Origin of the sequence: Bradyrhizobium diazoefficiens USDA 110, assembly GCF_000011365.1 — a bacterium.
Lineage (GTDB): Bacteria > Pseudomonadota > Alphaproteobacteria > Rhizobiales > Xanthobacteraceae > Bradyrhizobium > Bradyrhizobium diazoefficiens.
On the sequence record NC_004463.1, the window covers coordinates 1938711 to 1959263 of the forward strand.

The following is a 20553-nucleotide window of genomic DNA, read 5'->3' on the forward strand; positions in this document are numbered from 1 at the left end:
GCTCTCCTTGAGGTTCTGGCAGGCTCGACACCCGCCTCGATACGCCGCCTATCTCATTCCGTCATCACCCAGTTTCCCGCATAGCTCTTCCGCGAATACTTCCGCTCCAATACTGAGCCGTAGGGCATCAAAGGAGCGGCGCGTGATGCGCGCCAAAAGCGGCACGCCAGAGTGGCCAGTTTCAAGGGTCAGAACCAAGGTGACCTCAGCATCGCCGTGCGGCAGAGAGGCCGTTATGCGTGCTCGAAATACATTGAGGATAGAGCTTGCGCGCGGAGGTTCGCACGCAATGCTGACGTCGCCGGCAGCGATGCGCAGCCGCAGCCTTGCGCCCGGCCTTAGCGGTACTGCTGGTATCAGAAAGCGCGCGGATTTGAGGCGGAGCTTGACCAGCCCGTAGCGCCCGTCATAACCGCCGACCATAGTATCCAGACAGATTGCCGCTTCACTGCGGCTGGCGAGCGCCGGGTCGCTCTGGGTGACATTGAGCGGACCGGCCGCAGTCACGGTGCCATCTTTCATCATGACGAGATGATCGGCGAGACGTTCGATATCGGTGATGTCATGGCTGATGTAGATCATCGGCAACGCAAGCGATTGCAGGATGCGTTCGAGAAATGGCAGGATCTCGCATTTGGCGGAGCGGTCGCGCACAATGAGTGGATCGTCCAGCAGGAGTAGCCGAGGCTGGCCTAGCAGCGCACTGCCAAGGGCAAGTCGCTGCCGCTCGGTCTTGGAAAGATGTGATGGCGTACGCTCGAGCAGTGGCGCCAAGCCGAGCAATTCGACCACACCATCAAAATCGATCAGTGTCGGTTCCGAGTTTGACGCGTTGTATAAAAGGGTGCGTCGTACCGACAAATGAGAAGAGAGGATCGGTAGCTGAAATACATATGCGACGCGACGCAGATGAGGCGGTCGAAACGTCGTCTCATCTTGCCAAATCTCCCCATCAATCGCACAGAAGCCATTCGGCAGACGCTGCACGCCAGCGATGCAGCGCGCGAGTGTAGTTTTGCCGCACCCAGGCGGACCAAAAATCGCTGTGACGCCTTTGGCCGGTACGCTGAACTGCGTATCAAGCAGAATGCTCGCGAGCGAGCCGTTGAAGGCAACCTCAATATAGCCCTTCTTGGCTTCTTTGGTGAACCCGCCCATGTGCTGTATCTTCCATCTAAGTGAGGAGCCTAGCGGCTGCACTGGAGGTGATCGTTATGCTGCTGGCCATCCAGTCTATTCCGCTCCAGCACGGCGCTGCTGCTCGCAAGAGGGTATAAAGTGGGAGGGAGGCGTGCAGAGCGGTTTCAAGTCCGGAGCCTTGTTGAGCAGCTCCACGCCGGTGGATCGTGGCAATCGGTACGGTGGCCGGCGCGCTTACCTTAAGAGTTAAGCGCCGCCTTTCCAGCAACGCGAGGTCTTTGGTCTGCTTGGCCGGGCCGAGGCCTTCTGGTGAATGTTGAATGGCGCGGCTTGAGAGGTTGGGGGGCAAAGATGCCGGCTCACGCCAAAGCTGAATACTGGCCCGCGGCCGGAAATCGGCATCAATGATCCCACAGCTTCGCGAGCCGATTTGAAGTCTGCCCAGTAGCTGATCGTAGCCTCTGCACTCTCAGGTGCGACCAGCATCAGCGCCAGGTCGATTAACATGAATCGAATAAGTCTCATTGGAACTCCGGCTCCGCCTGAGCCGCTTCCTTCCCGGCAACTAGCTGATACTTACCCAGCAATCCGCGTGCCGTTCGAAGTGATAACTGGGCGGTTAGCGGCAAGGGAGGCGTTTTATCTGTCTCCACTCCGCGTCTTAAATCGTAAGCGGTGTGTCTCCCACACCTTGTTTGGCGTGAGCTGATCGGCAACATGCGAGCCGTCATATACAGTAAGGTTCGCATATATGGTTGACCATATAGTTGACGCTTCAGAGCCACGGGGCCGGGTGGATATCCAGGTCGGAGCGGGGCGTCGGCGGCGGTGGAGCGCCGTGGTCAAGGGGCGGATCGTGGCGGAGTCATATGCGCCGGGCACAGTTGTGTCCGAGGTGGCGCGCCGGCACGACCTCTCACCGCAACACCTGTTTGCTTGGCGCAAGGCCGCGCGTGCCGGTCTGCTGAGCTTGCCGGCGGAGGATGCACCGCTCTTCGTTCCGGTGGTGTCGGAGCTTCGCCCCGCTGGGATGTGCGTGGAAGCGGCAACGCGGAACGGGATAACGATCAGCATCGAGATTGGCGATGCGGTAGTTCGCGCAGCGGCGGGGGTCGATCCGACCTGGCTGCGCGATGTGCTGCGGGCCGTGAGGGCGACGACATGATCGCGGCTTCGGCGGGCGTGAAGATCATGGTCGCGACGCGGCCGGTCGACTTTCGTAAAGGTGCCGATGGTCTCGCCGCGCTGGTGCGCGAGCAACTCCACCATGATCCGTTCGCGGGAACGATTTTCGTCTTCCGTTCAAAGCGAGCGGACCGTTTGAAGATTTTTGCCTGGGACGGGTCCGGGCTCGTGCTGCTGTGGAAGCGGCTGGAGCATAGCGCGTTCCGCTGGCCGCCGATCAGCGATGGCGTGATGCGTTTGTCTGCCTCACAGCTCGCCGCGCTGATGGACGGCCTGGATTGGTCGCGCCTGCATGCCCGCGACATTGGTCAGCCGAGCGCAACGTCGTGAACCCTGTGACCAATTGAATCATGTCGGCTGCAGTCTTCCACAAGGGCCCGCGAATCAGCTTGAGTACCGGGCGTGAGCGAGACCACGGATCAACTTCCGACCGATATCGAGGCGCTGCAGGCGCTGGTTGCGGCGGCACGCGCGGAGCGCGACGCGGCGATCGCAAAGTGCGACGCGGCGATCATCGAACGCGATCAGGCGCTGTCGCAAATGGATCGCCTTCAGCATCTCTTGCGCCAGCTGCAACGCGCGCAGTTCGGTCGCCGCTCGGAGAAGCTCGACCCTGAGCAGTTGCAACTGGCGATCGAGGACATCGAGCAGGCCATTGCCGGCGATGAAGCGGTCCAGGACAGGAAGGACACGGCAGGCGCACGCCAGCGTGCTGAACGGCGCCGCGCCAGCCGTGGTGCGCTTCCGGCCCATCTGCCGCATATCGACGTCACGATTGCCCCGGAGGATACCAACTGTCCGTGCTGCCGCACGCCTCTGCATGTGATCGGTGAGGAGACCTCACGGCGGCTCGACGTCGTCCCGGCGCAGTTCCGCGTGATCGTCACCCATCGTCCCAAATATGCCTGTCGGGCCTGCACGGATGGCGTGGTTCAGGCGCCGGCACCAGAGCGGCTGATCAAGGGCGGCTTGCCGACCGAGGCGATGGTCGCCCATGTTCTGGTCGCCAAATTTGCCTGGCACCTGCCGCTGTATCGGCAGGCTCAGATGCTGCTGGCGCAGGGTATCGACATCAAGCGCTCGGTTTTGGCGTTCTGGGTGGGCTATGCAGGCGCAGAGCTTCGTCCGCTCTGGCTCAGGCTGCGCGAGATCATTTTGACCGCGAACAAGATCGCGGTGGACGAGACCACAGCGCCTGTGCTCGATCCCGGCCGCGGCCGCACCAAGAAAGGCTTCTTCTGGGCGATCGCGCGCGACGATCGGCCGTGGGGCGGGGCCGATCCGCCGGCAGTGGCCTACACTTATGCGCCTGGTCGCGGCGCCGTCCACGCGCTCAAGCTGCTCGACGGTTATCGCGGCATCGTGCAATGCGACGGCTACACCGTCTACAAGACCATTGCCGACACCGCGCCTGACGCGGCGATCACGCTCGCCTTCTGCTGGGCTCATCTGCGGCGGCGCTTCTTCGACGTTGTCCAGGACGGTCCTGCCCCGATCGCGAGCGAAGCGCTCGAGCGTATTGCCGCTCTCTATGCGATCGAGAAGACGATCAGGGGCCGCAGCGCCGATGAGCGTCGTGCCATCCGCCAGGAGCGCAGCAAGCCGCTGGTGCTGGCGCTCAAGGCCTGGTTCGAGCAGCAACTCACCCGCGTCTCGGGCAAAGCGACAATCGCCGAGCACATCCGTTACGCCTTGAACCACTGGGTTGGCCTGATGCGCTTCCTTGACGACGGCCGCATCGAGCTCGACACAAATATTGTCGAGCGAAGCATCCGTCCTCTTATCCTCAACCGCAAGAACGCACTGTTCGCGGGGCATGATGAGGGCGCGGAGAACTGGGCCTGCATCGCTTCGCTGATTGAGACCTGCAAGCTCTGCGGCGTGGAGCCGCAGGCCTATCTGACCGACGTCCTCACCAGACTCGTCAACCTCTGGCCGGCCTCGCGTCTGGACGAACTCATGCCCTGGGCGTGGAGCGCCGAGCAAGCTAAAAGCCTCGCCGCTTGATGAACTCGCTTCCTGGATCGCGACCGCTCCAGCCGGCCTCGTCGCCACCGGCTCCGTGTGTTCCGACAACGTCAACAACCCGTCGCGCACCGCCTTGCGCCAGGTCGACAAATGCTGCGGCGATAGACCGTGGCGCCGCGCGACGTCCGAGACGACCGCGCCGGGAACAAAGGATTCCGCGACGATCCGTCCCTTGACCTCGCCACCCCAGCGCCGCCGAACCCGTAGCTCCGATGCGTCGACAACACGCTCGATCATATATGCAAACCGTCCTCTTCAAGACGGAACGCATATTGCCGGTCTGCTCAACAGCAACAAGGTGCGGGAGACACGCCGCTTACCTTAAATCGCCGCATCCTATTGTAGGACTTTGACGCTCGCGTCTCCAACCGCACATGCAGGGCCGTGAGGCGGCACCCAAGGATCATGCCAAGCCTCTCGCGTTCGAGATCGTGCTTTGGCGAATATGCGGCCGTAGAGCTCGTCAATGATGCACAACTCCATGCCATCCGACTGACGCGCCATCCGATCTACTCGGCGGAGAAGGCCTGTAGACGGTCGCTTGGCGAAAGCGCTGACCGAGATGATATGCGGTGCCCGCGCGCTCAAAGTGCTTGAATCGACCGTAACGTCAGGTTGTAGGCATGGCGAAGCAGAAAACCATATTGGGAGCCAACATGGGCACATAAGTGCTAAACGGCCGATCTCTGTTTGTCGCGGTCTTCGCAATGCGTGTTGCGAGTGGCGGGATAATGATTCGGAGCGCGGCAATCATTGCAGCCGGCCCGCGAGAAGCGAGACTCATGGCTGCCGAGGCATTCCAATCCGGTAAACAGATCACCTCTCGGGGCAAAGAAAAACAGAGAAGCACAGGCGTCTTATGAGGGGTTTGGTCAATCAAGAGCGACGAATGGGCTGGACTTGCAATGCGCATCGCTTTGCAGCCGTCCTCGCTGCGATCGCGATCGCTGCGACATGGTGCACAGGACACGCTCGCGCGCGAGATCGGCGAGCCGAGGAAGTCTTGGCGTCGTGCAAATCAGACGTGATCCGCTTCTGTGACCGCTTTACAGGCCGTAGCGATGTTGACGTGGCCATGTTTTGTCTTAGGGACAATTTCAAAAACTTGCACCGCGAATGCCGGCGCATGATGCCAACCGCGGCAAACGAAAACGATGCACCGAGACAATCGCTCAACAAGCGCCCGGTAGGCCCTCATCGAGAGACGCGGCAGTTGCGAACTCGAACGATAGTGAAGTATTCAGACTGACGGGCGGCGGGGTTGGCCAGCTTGGTGGCTGAAGGTCGACCGGGCTGGAGCATCAGCCTGCCGAGGCGCAGTCGGCTGGGTGGGACCGATCCGTGATTGGATTGGCTCGATTAGCGATACAGTTGCCCAGGCGTGGTGCGGCCTTGAATTTCGAGTTTCGTGCTGCAGCAGTTGCGCTTTGTTCAGCGCTGTAGCCATTCGCGGCTTCGAGGTTTTGTGAAGTTGCTTTCGTCTCTCTGTGGCTGGTCCCAAGGGCAATCAGCGTCAGCTGTGGAGGCAGTGGACCGTACTGTCATCAATTTATGGCATTGTGGCCCGCGACTACGTATTTTTGCGGAAGTGGCTAAGTCGGCTGCGACAGCCAATGATTGCCGGAATATCAGCGCGTTTGTTTCATCGCGGTTGCCTTAGATTTCTCAGGATTACCTTCGGCTAGACTGAGCTGTAACAGATTGGGCTAGGAAACCTCTTTTGTTAGCCGCTGATCGATTTCCCCATGCAACCGCTTGATACCATTGCGGCGTTCTCTATGGGCGCTTCAGGGGAGTCGCTTCGCCCGATTGTGGTGCTCCTGACCGAATACACTTTAGAGCTCAAGGCGAAAGGAAACGCCGTCGACGAGAGCCGTTCAAAGGCAGAGAGCTGTTCATGCAGACGCTTCTCAAGGGCCTTGCGTTCGGTGCCAGGCAGGTCGGTGTTAAGTAGCCGGCGGCAGCGCCAGATTCCGTTTCGCAGCCATCTGATCTCACTTAGCGTATCATCAATCGAAGTCATCACGGATGTTGATCCTTAAGTGTAAAACATGGCGATGCTCGTCGAGCGGTCGTTCCCTGGCTCCGCATTCCTGCCGGATAGTTGAGCCGACAACGGCGTATCGCCCGCTCGTGTCCGGAGGAGGCGAGAAGTCCGATGTATGCGACGCTTATAAGTCAATATTATCCTACGCCGCGCGTTTGGCGAGAAATCGCGGCAGATCCTCGCGGTTTCAATGCGCCGCGAACGTGTGTCCTGCACAATTCCAGCGCTCATAGGGTTAAGCGTGTTTAACGCGAGATCAACAAGGCGCACTAGCTGCTCGAGTTATTTGGTCGCGGCGCAGCTAGGCTACACTGAGCTCGACACAGAAAATCTGTCGTACCAGTGACAGATGCACCTGTCCGATTATCCAGTCGGAAGGATACCGTGAAGAGCCGCCCGATCGCCGTTTGCCGGTTCACGTGACCAATGTTAAAATGGCTGGGAACTCCGCGTCGAAGAGAATTAGCGAGCCCGCGGTGTTGACATCGGGGCGCGCTGCGTCTCGTAGCCAAGCGCGTTAGCGCGATAGGCTGCAAGCTTTTGAGCTCAGCTATCGCCCAAGCGTTTGACCCCGGGGAGAAGTATGGCCGCCTCGCCTCACGTCACAGCAAAGTTGCCGGCCTAAACGCGCTGCTGCCGGCGGACCGGCACCCGCCACCAGCCGGTCCAGCACAAAGTGATTCGTCTGCGGAGAGCTGAGCCCAAGGTTACGGAATTACAAACGCCATCCGTCATTTCGTCGCTCCGGACTGCGTCAGGTTATCGACAGGTGGCGCTCGTATCATGAGCGCCGCTACTCCCTTGCAGGCTTGGCTCAATGGGCGCAGAGCTCGCAGGCGAGACCGGTGGACTGCAATATCAATTGATCCGCGAGCGAAACGCCGTCTGGATTCGCTACACTGTCTGCAGTGGGTGCTAGTTGCAGAAGCGTATCCGGGCCATTCGTGCCTGTCGGCACGCTTGTGGGATCGCACCTCACTCCTTGTGGGCCGGTGGCGCGTCAGCCATAGTGGAGGATTGGCGGTTCTAAGATGCGCCGCCCCGGCGCATTCGCTTCATTTTGCTACCGAAGAAACGATATCGATGAACACAGAACAGCTCGTCACTCGTATTCCTTCCGCAACTTCCGATTTGGAAAGCTCCGAACCAGGCTCTCCGGCCGCACCGCTGTGGGGAGAGACCTTGGCCGGCGTGCACACGTCCGCTGCCGGAGCGGTTGCCTCGCCGGAGGAGGTGCTGGCCAACTGGGCTGCCGAAGACGGGCAGGGGCAACATGGGGATCGGCAACAAGCGGTAAGCCGAACGTCGGCTTGGCGGGGGACGGGTGATCTCAATCAGCCGCTAGATCTGTCGTCTCGGTCCCTTACCGCCTTGCCTGCGCCCATTTTGGCCGAGGTGCGCCGCCTGAATGTGGATCACAATCAGCTCGACAGCCTGCCCGAGACACTTTCGACCGGCCTCCAGCGGCTCTAGGCCATCAGCAATGGGCTGACGCGCCTGCCTGCAGAGACCGTGAACTACCATCACTAGGCGTTCCGCCTGGCGGTCGCCGAAGATCTGCGGCAGGCAGCCGTCAGGCCCCGTTTACGCGAGCAGTATTTCGAGTTGGCTTCGGGAGCGAACGGGAGCTGCGAAGATCGCGTTACTTTGGTCTGGAACGGCATGCAGACCGCACGCCTGAACGCTGATGTCGAGGACGGACTCTATGACGGGCGCCTCGGCGAACTGCTCCAGAACGACCGCGTCTTGTTTCGCTTGGAAGCGCTTGACGGGATCGCGCGCGAGAGGGTCAACTCACTTCGCCGTGCCGATCCCGACGCGGATGTCGACGAGATCGAGGTTTATCTTGCCTACCAAGCCCAGCTGCGGGACGCCCTGGAGCTGCGGCACAACGCTCCCGACATGCGCTTCATGAATGTGTCTCAAGTGACCGAGGCCGATGTGGCCAGGGCCGAGGCGTCGGCGCGGGACGGGAAGCGGCGGAATTTCGGGACTATTTAGCGACGCGATGGCAACCATGGAAAGCGTGGTGAGGCGTATGGTACCCCAAGATTATGCTGAAATGCAGGAGCGGCTCGTCGGCGTGATGGGTGTACAATTTGAAACCCGCTTGGATGAGCGACTGGCTGAGCATGGTCTGACGGGCGATGCCGATGCCGAGCCGGTCCTCGGCGCCAGATACGAAACGAGATTGCCCGCGCGATCAAAAGCGCGCTCCTGCATCAGGTCCTCGGGAAGCTCGGCCTTCAGCTATGAGCGCACCTCCGAAGGAGGGTCCGTCGATCCGCCTCGCCGGTCACAAAAGTCAAAATTTAATCGACGCCTTCCGGGACGGACTGCCTGCATGACGGACTGTCTGCATGAGCCATTGCCGAATGAGCTCTGTTAATTGCGCCCGTGCGTCCGTGCGGACGATCATGGTATAGGATGGACATCCAAGAGAAGATTAGCAAAACGCAATGCGTTCACGTTGCGAGCGCCGTTGAACTCAGCGCTCAACGGCCTCTCATAGGCCAGACAAATAGATGGGGGATCAGACCGATCTCTTCAAGTCGCCCTCGTGCAACGTAGGCTACCGATGTCCGTCCCCCGCGGCCGATCCCACCTTCGCAGCGTCACACTCGAATCCAGATCGCGAAACATGCCGTAATTCCGCCGGATCCATTGATGCAGCTCGGTGGACCAGTCCTTCTCGTTGCGCAGATACCCAGTGAAGGAAAAGCCAAGCCGATCTATATATCTCTTAAGGAACAGCGGTAGTGCGGAAATTCGAATCACCCGATCGCCGTCCATCGCTTCAGGTAATCCGCCGCGCAGTGCGAATTCATTGTGGATGATGACCAGCGAGGCCGGGGGAATTCGCCGCCGCAGCATCTCGTAACCACGAAAGGAGATGCGATCTGCGCCCGCGACGAAGAGTACGACAGGGGTGACACAGCACCGCGCCGTCTCCTTGACGAAGCCAATCTCCTCGCACATCTTGAAGAATTCGTCGAAGGCGTGAAAGCCGAGATCGATTACTTTGGGTACACGATCGTGAACGATGAGAGGGTCCATCAGCTGCATCTTGCCGTATGTGTCGATCACATCCGCGGTCTCCGTGATGTTGGGCAGGTAGTCGAGCAATGATGGCTCTTTCAAGTTGACGTCAAACGACAGCGTTGTACCGTCTTTCAGCAGCAAGAACTCGCTCATGGCCCGAGCGATGAGGGTTTTACCGACCTGCGGGCTAGGTGAGCAGATGATGTAGATGGGGGTCGCTAACATAGCCAGCAGATCAATTTCGTTCTGTGCGTGGGCTCGAGCTTGCCGGATATACGGCTACTTCTCGCCGGCCCGGGTGGCGGACTTGGCCCCGGCCAATTCCGTCAAGTTGATGCGATCAAATTCGCTCCAGACATTTGCCAGCCAGTGCCGGACATAGCCGCGCAGCACGAAGGAGTTGTTCGCGGGTTCATCATTGCGTCCCTTGTTCGCGACGAAGTCTATGAACGGGACGGACGCGACTTCCACCTGCTCATACGCCATCTCGTTAAGCTTCGGGATGGTCAACTCAGTCGCATGTTTGATGCGATGAAAATAGGAATTATAAGTGGCTTGATCCCACTGGAAGAATTGAGTGTCGTTGATGAAGTTCTTGACCAGGTAGTACTTTGCACCGGTCATGAAAGTCGCGGTTTCCTCGATCTCGTCTAGCGACGCGATAGATGATCCCAGGATGTGGAACACGGCAAATGTGATCTGGCCAGACCGTGCCGAGTCCAGAAAGCCGATGTTGCGCAAGGAAGCCAGCGCAGAGGACAGTAGGCCTGCGCGAGCATCGATGACAGTGACGGACAGCCCTGAGTTCAAGGTATCGAAGATCTTCATCTGGTCCGCCGTCGCAGTCATGTCGACGATCTCAGTGATCCCGGGGTAAAAGCGCTTCAGCGTTCCCCGGGGCGACTCCGTGTCGAACGCGCGTATTTGCACGTTATTGACGCTAAAGTAGTCCAGTAGCGTTCGTGATACGGTCGTCTTGCCGACTCCTCCCTTGTCCGCACCGACTACAATTACCACTGGCTTCACCATAGAAACATCTCCTGAGCTCTTGCTATTGCCGCGCGCAAAGTGCGCTATCGGCGCGTCACTGCTTTGGGTGCGAACATGGCGGAAAGAAGGGGCAATGAACCGCCGATGCGAGAGCTCTGCAACTGATAAGCGTTTTCAACATCTAGCGAGTAACGTCGCGTGATGATGCAGCTCCGGCAATGGGAGTAATCACTTGTACTGGTGATTTACGTGAGGTTTGTGTGCGGCTGGAATATGCGGGGCAAGAATCAAAGTCTGCCCATGGTGATCGTTGGATTGCCGTAGGTTCGCTATGGATGCTGTCGCTGCCGCTATCAAATTTTAATGGGAGACCGAGTCTTACGTAGCGTCAGATTGCGAGCTCGATGAAAGCGCAAATCGGGGGGATGCTAGGCGGTCCGACTATGGCTTCGCAGACCATCAAAGGTCTACTGGATCAGATCGCCGTCTTTTCGGCATGCCGAGGAATATCTCCACGAGCTAAAGGTGAGTGGCTAAAGGCCTCTCTGCGCGCGAGAGCTAAGCACATGGGCTGCTAGAAAATAAATTGGGCGGCGTCGTCGGGCCGGTGTCTAGCTGATCGGCGCCCGGCGGGGGTGTAGTCCTGGACGGCACAATGGCCGCCTGCGCTGCGTCCTTTGGGGCGCGGCCGACGATAATTGTGAGCAGACCCCCGCCCCACAGCCGCTGCGCTGCTCTCTTTGGCGTCTTCCAGCGTCACCGCATCGACGACGGCATTCTGGTTTTCGAGATAGTCGATAGGCAACTTGTCAAGCTGATGCTGCAGTAGCGTTCGCGCCAGTTTTGATGATGTGTTGAGAGCTACCAGTTGCGAGCCCTTCAGGTAGGACTTTGCGTCATCGAGCTCCTGCTGAGTCGGTCCTTCCGCGGCGATCTGTCGGACCTGCTTCTCGATTTCTTCAACCGTTTCACCGGCCCGATCGGCGCAGGTGCCGCTGGTACCGAGAAACATGGCTGAATGATCCAGCCAGACAAGCTGCTCACGGACTGAATAAGCCAGTCCGCGCTTCTCGCGGACTTCGCGGAACAGGCGTGACGTCAGGCCGCCGCCGCCGAGAATGTGGTTGACGATACAGGCGGGCATGAAACCCGGCTCGCTGCGACGGACGGCTGGACCGCCAAAAGTCACAACTGTCTGCGGCACATCGAGCTGAATAAAGACCCGCTGCGGCGGCTTTGCTGCGATGACGTCGGCGACCGGCATCGCTTCCGCGTTGCTCGGCAGGCTGCCAAAGGTCTTATCGAGCAGCTTGCAGACGGCCCCTGGATCGACCCCGCCGACCACCGCGATTTTGAACGTGTCTTTTTGCAATGACGCGCCGGACATAACCCTTGAGATCCTCGGCCTCTATCTTCGGCACGCTTTCCAAGTAGCCATCGACTGGGCGAGCATAGGGATGATCCCCAAAAGCGACTTCGAGGAACTTGCGGCGAGCCAGCGACGAAGGATCGGTTGAGTCGTGCCGAAGGCGCGCAAGCACAGCGGCACGGTTCCGTTCGACGTCGGCGGCCTCAAAACGCGGCGAGGTTAGCGCGATCCGTAAAAGCTCGAAGGCCTCCTCCGCGCTGTCATTGATCGTGCGCAAGGCACCGCGGAAGTGATCATGGGTCACGTGAAAACGCAGCTCAATGGCATGGCGGTCCAGCCGCTGATGAAAGGTCTTGAAGTCAAATTTGCCGGAACCTTCCTTGAGCAGCCCAGAAACCATGTGGGCTACGCCAGGTCTTTGAGCGGGATCCTGAGCCGCGCCGCCGGTGAAGGCATATTCCATCGAGATCAATGGGACAGTGGAGTCCTGCACGAACCAGGCTTCTATGCCGCAAGACGAAATCAAACGCTTGATCCTGGTCCGGTCCAGTGATCGTGGTGCGGCATGCGAATTTGACGAAGCGAGCACCGCCATGGAGAGGGAGGCTCCTCCAAGGAGGATCCCGCGTCGAGTGCAAGGATGGATCACTAGAGCGTCTCCCAGTGTTGCGGGGTAGACTCTTTGACGAGATAGCCGGTTACCGCTCGTTTCTTGTCGAGCCATATCCGCGCGGCCTCATGCACCTGCGGTGCGCCGACCGCTCGGATGTCGTCCGGCCAGCGTTGTACATCCTCGATGCATAGTCCCGTCGTCAGGGCGCGGCCATACCAGTGAGCGAGCAGTTCCTGACTGTCTTGGGCGTAGGCGACTTGCGCGGTTAGCCGCGTCTTCGCCCGCTGGAGATCTTCGGCACTCGCGGGATTACGGGCAATACCGGCGATTACCTCGTCGATGCAGCGCTCGATCAGGCTGAGGTTGGCGCCAGGCTTTGGTATGACGGAAATCTCGAATAGCGATGGATCGAGCGCGGCAGAGTGGTAGCTCGCCCTGGCGGTGACCGCGAGCTGCTTTTCGACAACCAGCGAGAGATAGAGATATGAGTTAATGCCGCCGCCCATCAACTGCTCGAGCACCTCAAGCGCTGGACCCTCGCCCGCGGCCGCGCTGCGAGTCGAGGGTACGAGATAATAGCGGCGCAGGGCCGGCTGCTCGACGCGGGCATCGGCCAGTGTCACTCTGCGCTGCGCTGCGCGGCCGGCGGCGGTTCCTGCGGCCGCAGGCGTTCCTTGGGAATCGAAGGTTGCGCGGGGATGCCGCCAAACGTCTCCTTCACCATGGAGCGCATTTCCTTGGTGGCTACGTCGCCAGCAACAATCAGGATCGCGTTGTTAGGTGCATAGAAGCGCCGGTAGAAGGCAAGCGCGTCCTCTCGGGTAAGCTTTTCGATTTCCTGGCGCCACGCGATAATAGGGTGGCCGTAGGGGTGGTTGAGGTAAAGCGCCGCCATCATCTGCTCAGCAAGCCGGTTACCTGGATGGTTGGCGACCCTCATATTGAATTCCTCCAGCACGACGTCTCGCTCGGAGAGCACGTTCTCGTCCTTGAGAACGAGACCGGTCATGCGGTCGGCTTCAAATTCCATCATCTTGCCGAGGTGCTCTCGAGGCACGTGCTGGAAGTAGCTGGTGAAGTCGAACCCGGTAAAGGCGTTCTGGTAGCCGCTGGCGCGCAGCACGGCCTTGGAGAATTCATCCGCCGGATGTTTGGAAGTACCCTTGAACATCAGGTGTTCGAGGAAATGCGCAAGCCCCGATTTGCCGGGCGGTTCATCCGCGGAACCGACCTTATACCAGATCATCTGAGTGACGACTGGTGTGCGATGATCCTGGATCACAACCACCTGCAGGTCGTTCTGAAGCGTGAAGCATGCTGCTCGATCTGATCTGACCGTGCCGGCATAGACGCTAACCGCCGGAGTGGTGCGCGTCGTCGAGTCCAAGGCTTCAGGTGGCCAAATGTAACCGTCGACATGTCATGAACACAACCTTGCGCACAACGTCTCAGGAGAACTTGGCGTCTCTGGAGATTTGGGGGTAGATCAAGCGCGATATACGCTGGCACAACACTCAGCAGCTTGCCGTCACACATCTCGCTCTACACGATGAGCGGCTTGACGATTTGTCTGCCAGCGAGCAGCTCCTCTGAGTACACTGCGCCGAAGTAGTCCAGGATGAACGTGCGACAACAGCGTAGTTTATCGGCCGCGCGCATCAGGTGCCGCGGGGGAGCGCGATTGAGAAGATTTGCCGCAAAAGCCCATCGGTTGTTGACGCGCGAGGTAAACAAATGCTCAGCGATAGCTTCGATGAGACAGTGGAAGTCACTTGCCGGCCGTCGCGGTTTACGTAAGGCAAAGGGAAGCCGAGCGCACCGCTCACCGTCCTTAAATCACCTGCCAACAAGTCACTCAGATTAAGGATACCAAGGGCACCGCAGATCGCGGTCATGTGATTTGCGGTTGCAAGCCGGAGCCTGGTTGGCGCATGTTAACTACTTCGCTATTTCTCCTCTCTCTTATCTGAACGACAAGATGCCAGAAGGGCGTGGATGTAGCAGTGCCGAGCGGGTTTGATGAGGATGTGATCCTCCCGGAGGACGTTCATGCCGGCAAGATTCTGCCAACCAATCATGCCGTCCGCTGCCGGCGGCTAAAGGGCTGAAAACGGTTTGCGAGCAAGTTTTTTCCCGGGAAGGCAGAGGAGGAGATCCTCACATGGCAGGACCGGGTGTCATGGAGATCGTGCGCCGCCATCGCGCGCTGTAGCTTCGCAGTGCCGATAGACCGCGTCATTTCGGCTGATACAAGGAGGCTCTTTGCTGGCGCAAGCTGCAGATCAGGAGGAACACGAGGCTGCGGAGTCCGAGAGATAATCGATCTGCTGCTCGTCCGGCTTGATTCCGCCAGACGAAAGGACCCACAGCGCAGTCCAACTCCGCCTGCGGATACGGAAAAGATGTCGGTGCTCAAGAGTACATGCAGCAGGAAATGAGATAGAGGCCTGATCTTGCCCCGCCGATCCGGCCAATCGCTCTTCGTGTGATGCCTGTAGGCTCTACATAAAGTCATATTCCTCATCATACGGATCGTTCGCGGGCTTCGCTACACTCTCGGTATACTTGGCATTGCCGCTGTTGTCTTCAGTCGCGGCAAGATACAAAGGCGGCTTACCCGCCCGCTGCCAATTGCCGCCTTCGTTCTTCCATTTGTCATCGTGCTTGGTGGGATCTAGCACCATCATCGAGTCACTAACCTCAAGAAAGCCCAACGCTGCCGCGCGGGCTTTCGCTTCCGGATTGGAAGAGTGGGAGAGAACGAGCGGTTTGTTTCCGTCGATCTGGAGCTGATGTTCAAGCAAGATATCGCCCGCGTTCTCGACGAGCGGATGAGTAACCCGGAAAGCTATTGTTGAGGTGATTTCATCTCGTCCAGGAAATTGATGGCGCCAATCATTGTTGCCCTTGAACAGCTCACTCATGCGGCCTCCGGGTTCCGTTCTCAGAAGCCCGACGCTCTTGTTCCCAAGCTGATAGCTGAAAAAGCACGATTTCTCCGAAATAGACTTCGTGCCGAAGCGAAATGCAGTGTCCGCTGTGCGTGAGCCTTTTCGGAAACCCAGCGCGAGTATCGCTGCGGATTGGCAGCAATATCCTCTATGTCTCCTCCATAAAAATCTGCCAGCTTATTCTCAAACGAAGATTTTGAGATCTCAACCACCGGCCGCTCGTCAACCAGCGCGTATGGCGGGACTGCTGCCAAAGATGCATCAACGGAGCAGCTCGATGGCGCCAAACTCAGAGCAGAGAATACATCCAAGAATCTTGGGCTATCCGTGTGGGAGCCATCGTCCGAGCTCGTTCCCATTTCATCGAGCTCGGACGCACGTTCGCTGTTAGATAGAGCTTTAGTGTTTTGAAACATAACACGTCCTGTTATGTCGGCGAGGCCGCGCCGGAGTGGGGTTCCGCGCTCATAGTAAGCCTAGCTGTCGGCAAGCTGACAGCTAAGCATCACGCTTCGCTATTCCTGCCCGCTCTTGATCGCCTTATCTTGAACGAGCCAATGCTTTCCGGCTGCCCGCCTGAGGTGCTGCGCTGGCATCGCCGGCGTCCATCTTGCCTTGAAGGGCGAGGGACAGTCCGAAATTGTTGCGCAGCATCGGGTTTGCAGGTTCCGCCGCGAGAGCTTGGCGGTATAGCTCTTGGGCTTCCTGATGACGGCCCTCGTGATCGAGAACAACTGCTTTGGCATTTAATGCGCGCAGGTCGCCAGGGGTTGCCAATAACACGCCGTCGAGCACCTCAAGCGCATCATTCGGACAGTTGCGTGCCAGCAGGGCTCGCGCAAGAGGAATAGCCGCATCAATGTTGTTCGGCTGTTGCTTCAATGCGTCGCGCAGAGCCCCTTCATCAGCATCTCGGCCAAGCGCGTGCGAAATGCGCTCGCGCGCGGCGGGGTCGATCTCTTCGCTGTCTGCGAGGTCTGATGCGGACCTCTGCTGCGGTGAAAGGCCATGTTTGTCTGCGGTAGCGCAACCAGCGAGCAGCACAACAGTCAGCATCGCAAGCAGAGCCGGCCGCAGCCTTGGACTGGCGGAGCACAGATATCGGCGGAAGCTGGTGTCATTAGATTTCATCGGCTACTCACAAGGTAGTGCTGCGCACTCTTAGCTTGCAGCTGTTAGGAGCCCTCCTGAGGAAGGCGCCTTTGGAAGCTTGACGGATCCGATCGGCCGGACCGTGAAGTCCGCGGCGAGATCTTGATAGGACAGAACAGGCAAGTCGATTCCGTTGCGCGTGAGAAAACCGCGCACGAAACGCCGGATATCCATCGAACCGAGGACGACAGGCTGGCTCTTACTTTGCGCGATGGTCGCATGAATCTGACGAAATTGTGCAAGCAGCTTTTCGCTCTGCCATTCATCCAAGACGAGATATGGGCCTACGGCGGTTTCCCGTACTGCGCCGCGGATGATTTCCTCGCTCTCACGCTCGATGATAAAGGCGACCACGACGCGATGGGCATTAGCATACCGGAAGCAGATTTGGCGTTTTAAGGTAGCACGAACATACTCGGTGAGCAGGACGGCGTTTTGCTCGCGCTCGCTCCATTCTGCCAATGCCTCCAGAAGCAAGCGGGTATTGCGGATTGGAATGCCTTCATCGAGCAAGCGGCGCAGGACCTCGGCGATCCGAGGGACGGTGGCCGTACGCAGTACCTCCTTCACCAGATCAGGGTATTCCTGCTCCATCCGAGCGAGCAATTGGCGGGTTTCCTGAATACCGACCAGGCGCTGTGCAAAGCGCGTCAATGTGGAATGGAGACGTAAGGCAAGAACTTCGCTTAGCCGATGATATCCGATTCCGGCGGCCTTGAGAGCCGCTGCATGCCGTTCTTCGATCCAGACCCGATTCGTTTCAGGGTCTTGTTGAAAGGGGATGCCGCTCAATTCGATGTTCGCGACATCGTCGTTGAGTGCCAAGTGCCCGGGATTGATCACATCACGCTCAACTGGCACACTATCGACATCGACCCTGAACTGCGACGAGGACAAGCTGTCGCCAATCTGGGCAGGGATCCGCGGAATGGTGATGCCAAGGTCCGCCGACACGAGCCTTGAAACACGCGAAATGCTCTCTTCCAGCTCGTCTTTGTCGATCGAATCCGTCAGGTTTGGTGCAAGGAACAACGCGATCGGAAGCGCTTCCGCATGTGCGGCCTGCTTTTGGACCGCTGCAGGAACCGGCGCCGATGCCGCGGCGCTAGCTCCTATTTTGGCGGCAGGCTTGTCGTCTTTGGGGCCGACCTTGACGTAGCTTGCGGCAGCGAACAGGACGGCCAGCACGGCAAACGGGGGCAAAGGAAAGCCAGGAACGAGCCCCATGAATACCAAGACGCAAGCGGCTAGCCTAAGTGCCTCCGTACTTGCGGTAAGTTGGTGAACGATATCGGCGCCGAGTCTGAGTTTGGAGGGTCCGTTGACGCGCGTGACAATGGTCGCGGCGGTAATTGACAGCAGCAGCGCCGGAATCTGCGAAATGAGCGCATCACCAATCGTCAAAAGAGTATATTGATGCAGCGCTTCATCGAGCGACATGCCCTTGGAGAGCAGGCCGATGCTTATTCCGCCAAGCATATTGATGCAGATCACGATCAGCCCGGCGATCGCGTCTCCCTTAACGAACTTCATGGCACCATCCATAGCGCCATGAAGCTGACTCTCTTGTTCCAAGGCGGCACGTCGGCGGCGTGCTTCGTGTTGATCGATGTGGCTGTTGCGTAGCTCCGCATCGATCGCCATCTGCTTGCCTGGTAGCGCGTCAAGCGTGAAGCGCGCAGACACCTCTGCGACGCGTTCGGCACCCTTGGCAAGAACCATGAATTGGACCATGGTCACGATCAAGAATATGACAATTCCGACCGCAATATTCCCTGAAATGACGAAGTCGCCGAAGGTGTGAATGATGCTGCCCGCGTCGCCTTCGGCGAGGATCAGCCGTGTTGTTGCAATCGTCAGCGCCAGCCGAAATACGGTGGAGATCAGGATGACGCCCGGCAAGGACGAGAAATCAAGCGGTGTGCTGAGATAGAGGGCAACCATCAGCAGCAATATGGCAAAGCCAAGATTGAAGCCGATCAGCATGTCGATCACGATGATTGGGATTGGCATGATCATCATGCCGATCGCTAGAAGCAGCATCAAGGCAACCATGAAATCCGGGTGGGCCGGAGCGCGCACGACAAAGCCGCGCAAGGTGTTGGCCATGATAGATCCCTATTGCTTTCGGATGAGGGCTGTACTCGCGCGCAATGACACATAGGTCTGGAAGACCTCGCGAGCCTCGGCCATGCGGCCAGCGTGCCGTAGCGCGTGACTGCGCAACAGCGTCATCGGTATGCGAGAAGAGGGTTGCGTATCAAGTGCGTCCAGCCGGTCCAGCACATGGAGTGCTTCCTCGCCGAGGCCCTCGGCGATGAGCGTGTAGGCTAGAATGCGGAGTAGACCGACGTCGTTGGAATGCTCGCGAGCTGCAATTCGCAACAGAGCCAGGCTGTGTGCGCTCTGCCCGCACGCGAGATGGACATATGAGAGTGCGCAAAGCAGGTCGCGCTCTGGCCCGGAGATCGACGGAATATCGCCGGATTTTGAGACTCCTGGAGCCAGGGGAACGGCGACGCGATGCAATCCATCAGGATCGGCCATGGCTAACCCTTGATTAAGCTGTTTTGGTTTTGTCGGAGCATTAGTAACCGCTGCAGCTCCTGCTGCAGGATTGCCAAGCACTCTCGCGCCGTCTTGTCTTCCGGCGTCGCCTCCAATGTTCGCGTCAAGCGTTCCAGAAGAACACCATGCTTGTCAGCGCGCAGTACGTCGGGATGACGAAGGCGCGGAACTACGAAGGAGAGTAGTCCGCGGGACAGATTGGGACCATAAAGCGAAGCCAATCTCGCGCGTGCATCTACCTCATTCGCTCCTGCTTCGCTTTCGAATAAAGTGACGCGTGAGATGGCGCCGACGGAATCGACCCCGAGCGCCGCTTCGCTCGCGCCATCAATTGGCAGATCATACGAAGCCGCATCCTGCCACGACGCCCGCTTCGTGCCGCTATCCGCATGGGCGCCTCCGACTTCGAGCTTATCACCTCGCGAAGGAGGCGAGCCGATGACTGGTGCGTGCTGGCCCGCATCTAACCCCTGCGATGAGTTGCCGGGCCCTACGGAGTTCTGAGGCAGCCTAGCCATAGCCTTCTCCTTCTCTTTTGCAGGGTAGAGACCTTAATAGGGCAAAGCGGCAGATCGGCCGTTGCGGCTGAGCAGAACTCGTCCATCCTCGATTCGATCAACGGTCCATCCATTACTTAAGAGCGCGCCGACGAAATACTTCTGCCCGGCAATAAGCAGATAAGGTTCGCTTCCGCGCCAGACGGCTTGGACAGCAATCGAAGACGGCATCTTTTCCTCTTTCACCGCGACAGCGTTCACAAGGGTCGGGGTACCATTGCTTTGACGATCGAACCATTGCTGGATTTCTTTCCATTTTGCGACGAGGTCCGGCGCAATCGTCCCTTCCGCGGTCACGACGCCGGGCCCGTGCCCGATCTTGACGTCAGGAAGGCCCTCTCGTTCGATCTGTTGGCGCAGTGATGCGGCCATTTCATCAGCAGCTCTCGCGTCAAAATGATCGACGGTTGGTTTAGCGGCAATTTCGACCGCGTGCGATGATCCGGTGCTTGGCGCCACCGCCCTATCGCCGGGGGCAAAGATGATTGAGACGGTGCCGATCGCGACAGAGCTGAGCAAGATCAGGCTGAGTGCCACGATCGAGCGGCGAGATCGCTTGCTCGAAGCAATTGGTTGGAAATCCTCTGCCGACCAGCGGATGGACATCGCGCCGGCATGAATGATCGCGGGAAGCGGCACTCTGACGCGCTCACCTGTTGCAATGCTAGCGTGACGGTCAATGCTGATTCTGGCAGCGAGCGCTTCGAGCTCGATCGAATCGCGCTGCGGGATGACGCGAAGATGATGCGGTTCGAGCCCTTGTTCAACGAAGATCATGTCCGCATCGAGGCCGCTGCCCACAATGCTCTCGCCGCCCGCCGTCTTTCCTTTGAGCCCGGTATAGACCCCCGAAAGCACCTCGAACTCAAGCGAAACAGAGTCGTTCACGATAATCCCCCGAATAACGAGAG

The 20553-nt window shown here is 58.8% G+C and carries 15 protein-coding genes and 3 pseudogenes; 6 read left to right on the forward strand and 12 right to left on the reverse strand.

Annotation, left to right across the window (positions count from 1 at the left end; all coding sequences use genetic code 11):
* Positions 1-48 precede the first annotated feature (48 nt).
* The gene (gene modC, locus BJA_RS08960) at positions 49-1158 is read right to left on the reverse strand and encodes a molybdenum ABC transporter ATP-binding protein (RefSeq protein ID WP_014497956.1); all 1110 of its coding nucleotides are present in this window, start codon (positions 1156-1158) and stop codon (positions 49-51) included.
* A gap of 838 nt (positions 1159-1996) precedes the next feature.
* On the opposite strand from modC, the gene BJA_RS08965 reads away from it, so the two are divergent.
* From BJA_RS08965 to BJA_RS08975, 3 genes are all read left to right on the forward strand, one after another.
* The gene (locus BJA_RS08965) at positions 1997-2305 is read left to right on the forward strand and encodes a transposase (protein ID WP_158516560.1); all 309 of its coding nucleotides are present in this window, start codon (positions 1997-1999) and stop codon (positions 2303-2305) included.
* Entirely contained in the window at positions 2302-2655 is a 354-nt protein-coding gene (gene tnpB, locus BJA_RS08970; protein WP_011084591.1) for an IS66 family insertion sequence element accessory protein TnpB, read from the forward strand. Before BJA_RS08965 ends, tnpB begins: the two co-directional genes overlap by 4 nt.
* Before the next feature lie 72 nt (positions 2656-2727).
* Entirely contained in the window at positions 2728-4332 is a 1605-nt protein-coding gene (locus BJA_RS08975) for an IS66-like element ISBj7 family transposase (RefSeq protein WP_011084592.1), read from the forward strand.
* Between the two features lie 117 nt (positions 4333-4449).
* Here BJA_RS08975 and BJA_RS08980 read toward each other — a convergent pair.
* Positions 4450-4590: pseudogene (locus BJA_RS08980) on the reverse strand (transposase); the annotation flags it as partial.
* A 1508-nt stretch (positions 4591-6098) separates the two neighbouring features.
* On the opposite strand from BJA_RS08980, the gene BJA_RS08985 reads away from it, so the two are divergent.
* The 3 genes from BJA_RS08985 (at position 6099) to BJA_RS42880 (ending at position 8401) form a co-directional block, all read left to right on the forward strand.
* Positions 6099-6395, forward strand: coding sequence for a hypothetical protein (locus tag BJA_RS08985; protein WP_161170740.1), 297 nt, complete (start codon positions 6099-6101; stop codon positions 6393-6395).
* 1088 nt (positions 6396-7483) lie between these two features.
* Complete coding sequence (locus BJA_RS42875; RefSeq protein WP_014497954.1) at positions 7484-7873, forward strand: hypothetical protein; 390 nt, start codon at positions 7484-7486, stop codon at positions 7871-7873.
* 84 nt (positions 7874-7957) lie between these two features.
* Positions 7958-8401 (forward strand): NEL domain-containing protein, encoded by a 444-nt coding sequence (locus tag BJA_RS42880; protein WP_231088699.1) that lies wholly within the window; start codon positions 7958-7960, stop codon positions 8399-8401.
* 546 nt (positions 8402-8947) lie between these two features.
* Here BJA_RS42880 and BJA_RS08995 read toward each other — a convergent pair.
* The 10 genes and pseudogenes from BJA_RS08995 to BJA_RS09040 all read right to left on the reverse strand — a co-directional run bounded on the left by BJA_RS08995 (position 8948) and on the right by BJA_RS09040 (position 20530).
* Entirely contained in the window at positions 8948-9667 is a 720-nt protein-coding gene (locus BJA_RS08995; RefSeq protein ID WP_011084599.1) for a hypothetical protein, read from the reverse strand.
* A gap of 54 nt (positions 9668-9721) precedes the next feature.
* Positions 9722-10471, reverse strand: coding sequence for a hypothetical protein (locus BJA_RS09000; RefSeq protein ID WP_011084600.1), 750 nt, complete (start codon positions 10469-10471; stop codon positions 9722-9724).
* 519 nt (positions 10472-10990) lie between these two features.
* Positions 10991-12396, reverse strand: a pseudogene (locus tag BJA_RS09005) (M16 family metallopeptidase).
* Between the two features lie 53 nt (positions 12397-12449).
* Positions 12450-13801, reverse strand: a pseudogene (locus BJA_RS09010) (M16 family metallopeptidase).
* A gap of 1114 nt (positions 13802-14915) precedes the next feature.
* On the reverse strand, positions 14916-15338 hold the full coding sequence (locus BJA_RS09015) for a hypothetical protein (protein ID WP_011084606.1): 423 nt from the start codon (positions 15336-15338) through the stop codon (positions 14916-14918).
* A gap of 567 nt (positions 15339-15905) precedes the next feature.
* The gene (locus tag BJA_RS09020) at positions 15906-16496 is read right to left on the reverse strand and encodes a tetratricopeptide repeat protein (RefSeq protein WP_011084608.1); all 591 of its coding nucleotides are present in this window, start codon (positions 16494-16496) and stop codon (positions 15906-15908) included.
* A 30-nt stretch (positions 16497-16526) separates the two neighbouring features.
* Positions 16527-18626, reverse strand: a complete 2100-nt coding sequence (gene sctV, locus BJA_RS09025; RefSeq protein ID WP_011084609.1) for a type III secretion system export apparatus subunit SctV — start codon at positions 18624-18626, stop codon at positions 16527-16529.
* A 9-nt stretch (positions 18627-18635) separates the two neighbouring features.
* Positions 18636-19064: a tetratricopeptide repeat protein gene (locus tag BJA_RS09030; RefSeq protein ID WP_011084610.1), complete on the reverse strand. Its 429-nt coding sequence runs from the start codon at positions 19062-19064 to the stop codon at positions 18636-18638.
* A gap of 2 nt (positions 19065-19066) precedes the next feature.
* On the reverse strand, positions 19067-19603 hold the full coding sequence (locus BJA_RS09035) for a hypothetical protein (RefSeq protein WP_011084611.1): 537 nt from the start codon (positions 19601-19603) through the stop codon (positions 19067-19069).
* A 33-nt stretch (positions 19604-19636) separates the two neighbouring features.
* Complete coding sequence (locus BJA_RS09040; RefSeq protein WP_011084612.1) at positions 19637-20530, reverse strand: SctD/MshK family protein; 894 nt, start codon at positions 20528-20530, stop codon at positions 19637-19639.
* Positions 20531-20553 lie beyond the last annotated feature (23 nt).

Excerpts from the sequence above, each read along its gene's own strand:
- modC (WP_014497956.1), bottom strand. The coding sequence starts at position 1,158 with ATGGGCGGGTTCACCAAAGAAGCCAAGAAGGGCTATATTGAGGTTGCC.
- tnpB (WP_011084591.1), top strand. The coding sequence starts at position 2,302 with ATGATCGCGGCTTCGGCGGGCGTGAAGATCATGGTCGCGACGCGGCCG.
- BJA_RS08985 (WP_161170740.1), top strand. The coding sequence starts at position 6,099 with ATGCAACCGCTTGATACCATTGCGGCGTTCTCTATGGGCGCTTCAGGG.
- BJA_RS42875 (WP_014497954.1), top strand. The coding sequence starts at position 7,484 with ATGAACACAGAACAGCTCGTCACTCGTATTCCTTCCGCAACTTCCGAT.
- BJA_RS08995 (WP_011084599.1), bottom strand. The coding sequence starts at position 9,667 with ATGTTAGCGACCCCCATCTACATCATCTGCTCACCTAGCCCGCAGGTC.
- BJA_RS09000 (WP_011084600.1), bottom strand. The coding sequence starts at position 10,471 with ATGGTGAAGCCAGTGGTAATTGTAGTCGGTGCGGACAAGGGAGGAGTC.
- BJA_RS09015 (WP_011084606.1), bottom strand. The coding sequence starts at position 15,338 with ATGAGTGAGCTGTTCAAGGGCAACAATGATTGGCGCCATCAATTTCCT.
- BJA_RS09020 (WP_011084608.1), bottom strand. The coding sequence starts at position 16,496 with ATGAAATCTAATGACACCAGCTTCCGCCGATATCTGTGCTCCGCCAGT.
- sctV (WP_011084609.1), bottom strand. The coding sequence starts at position 18,626 with ATGGCCAACACCTTGCGCGGCTTTGTCGTGCGCGCTCCGGCCCACCCG.
- BJA_RS09030 (WP_011084610.1), bottom strand. The coding sequence starts at position 19,064 with ATGGCCGATCCTGATGGATTGCATCGCGTCGCCGTTCCCCTGGCTCCA.
- BJA_RS09035 (WP_011084611.1), bottom strand. The coding sequence starts at position 19,603 with ATGGCTAGGCTGCCTCAGAACTCCGTAGGGCCCGGCAACTCATCGCAG.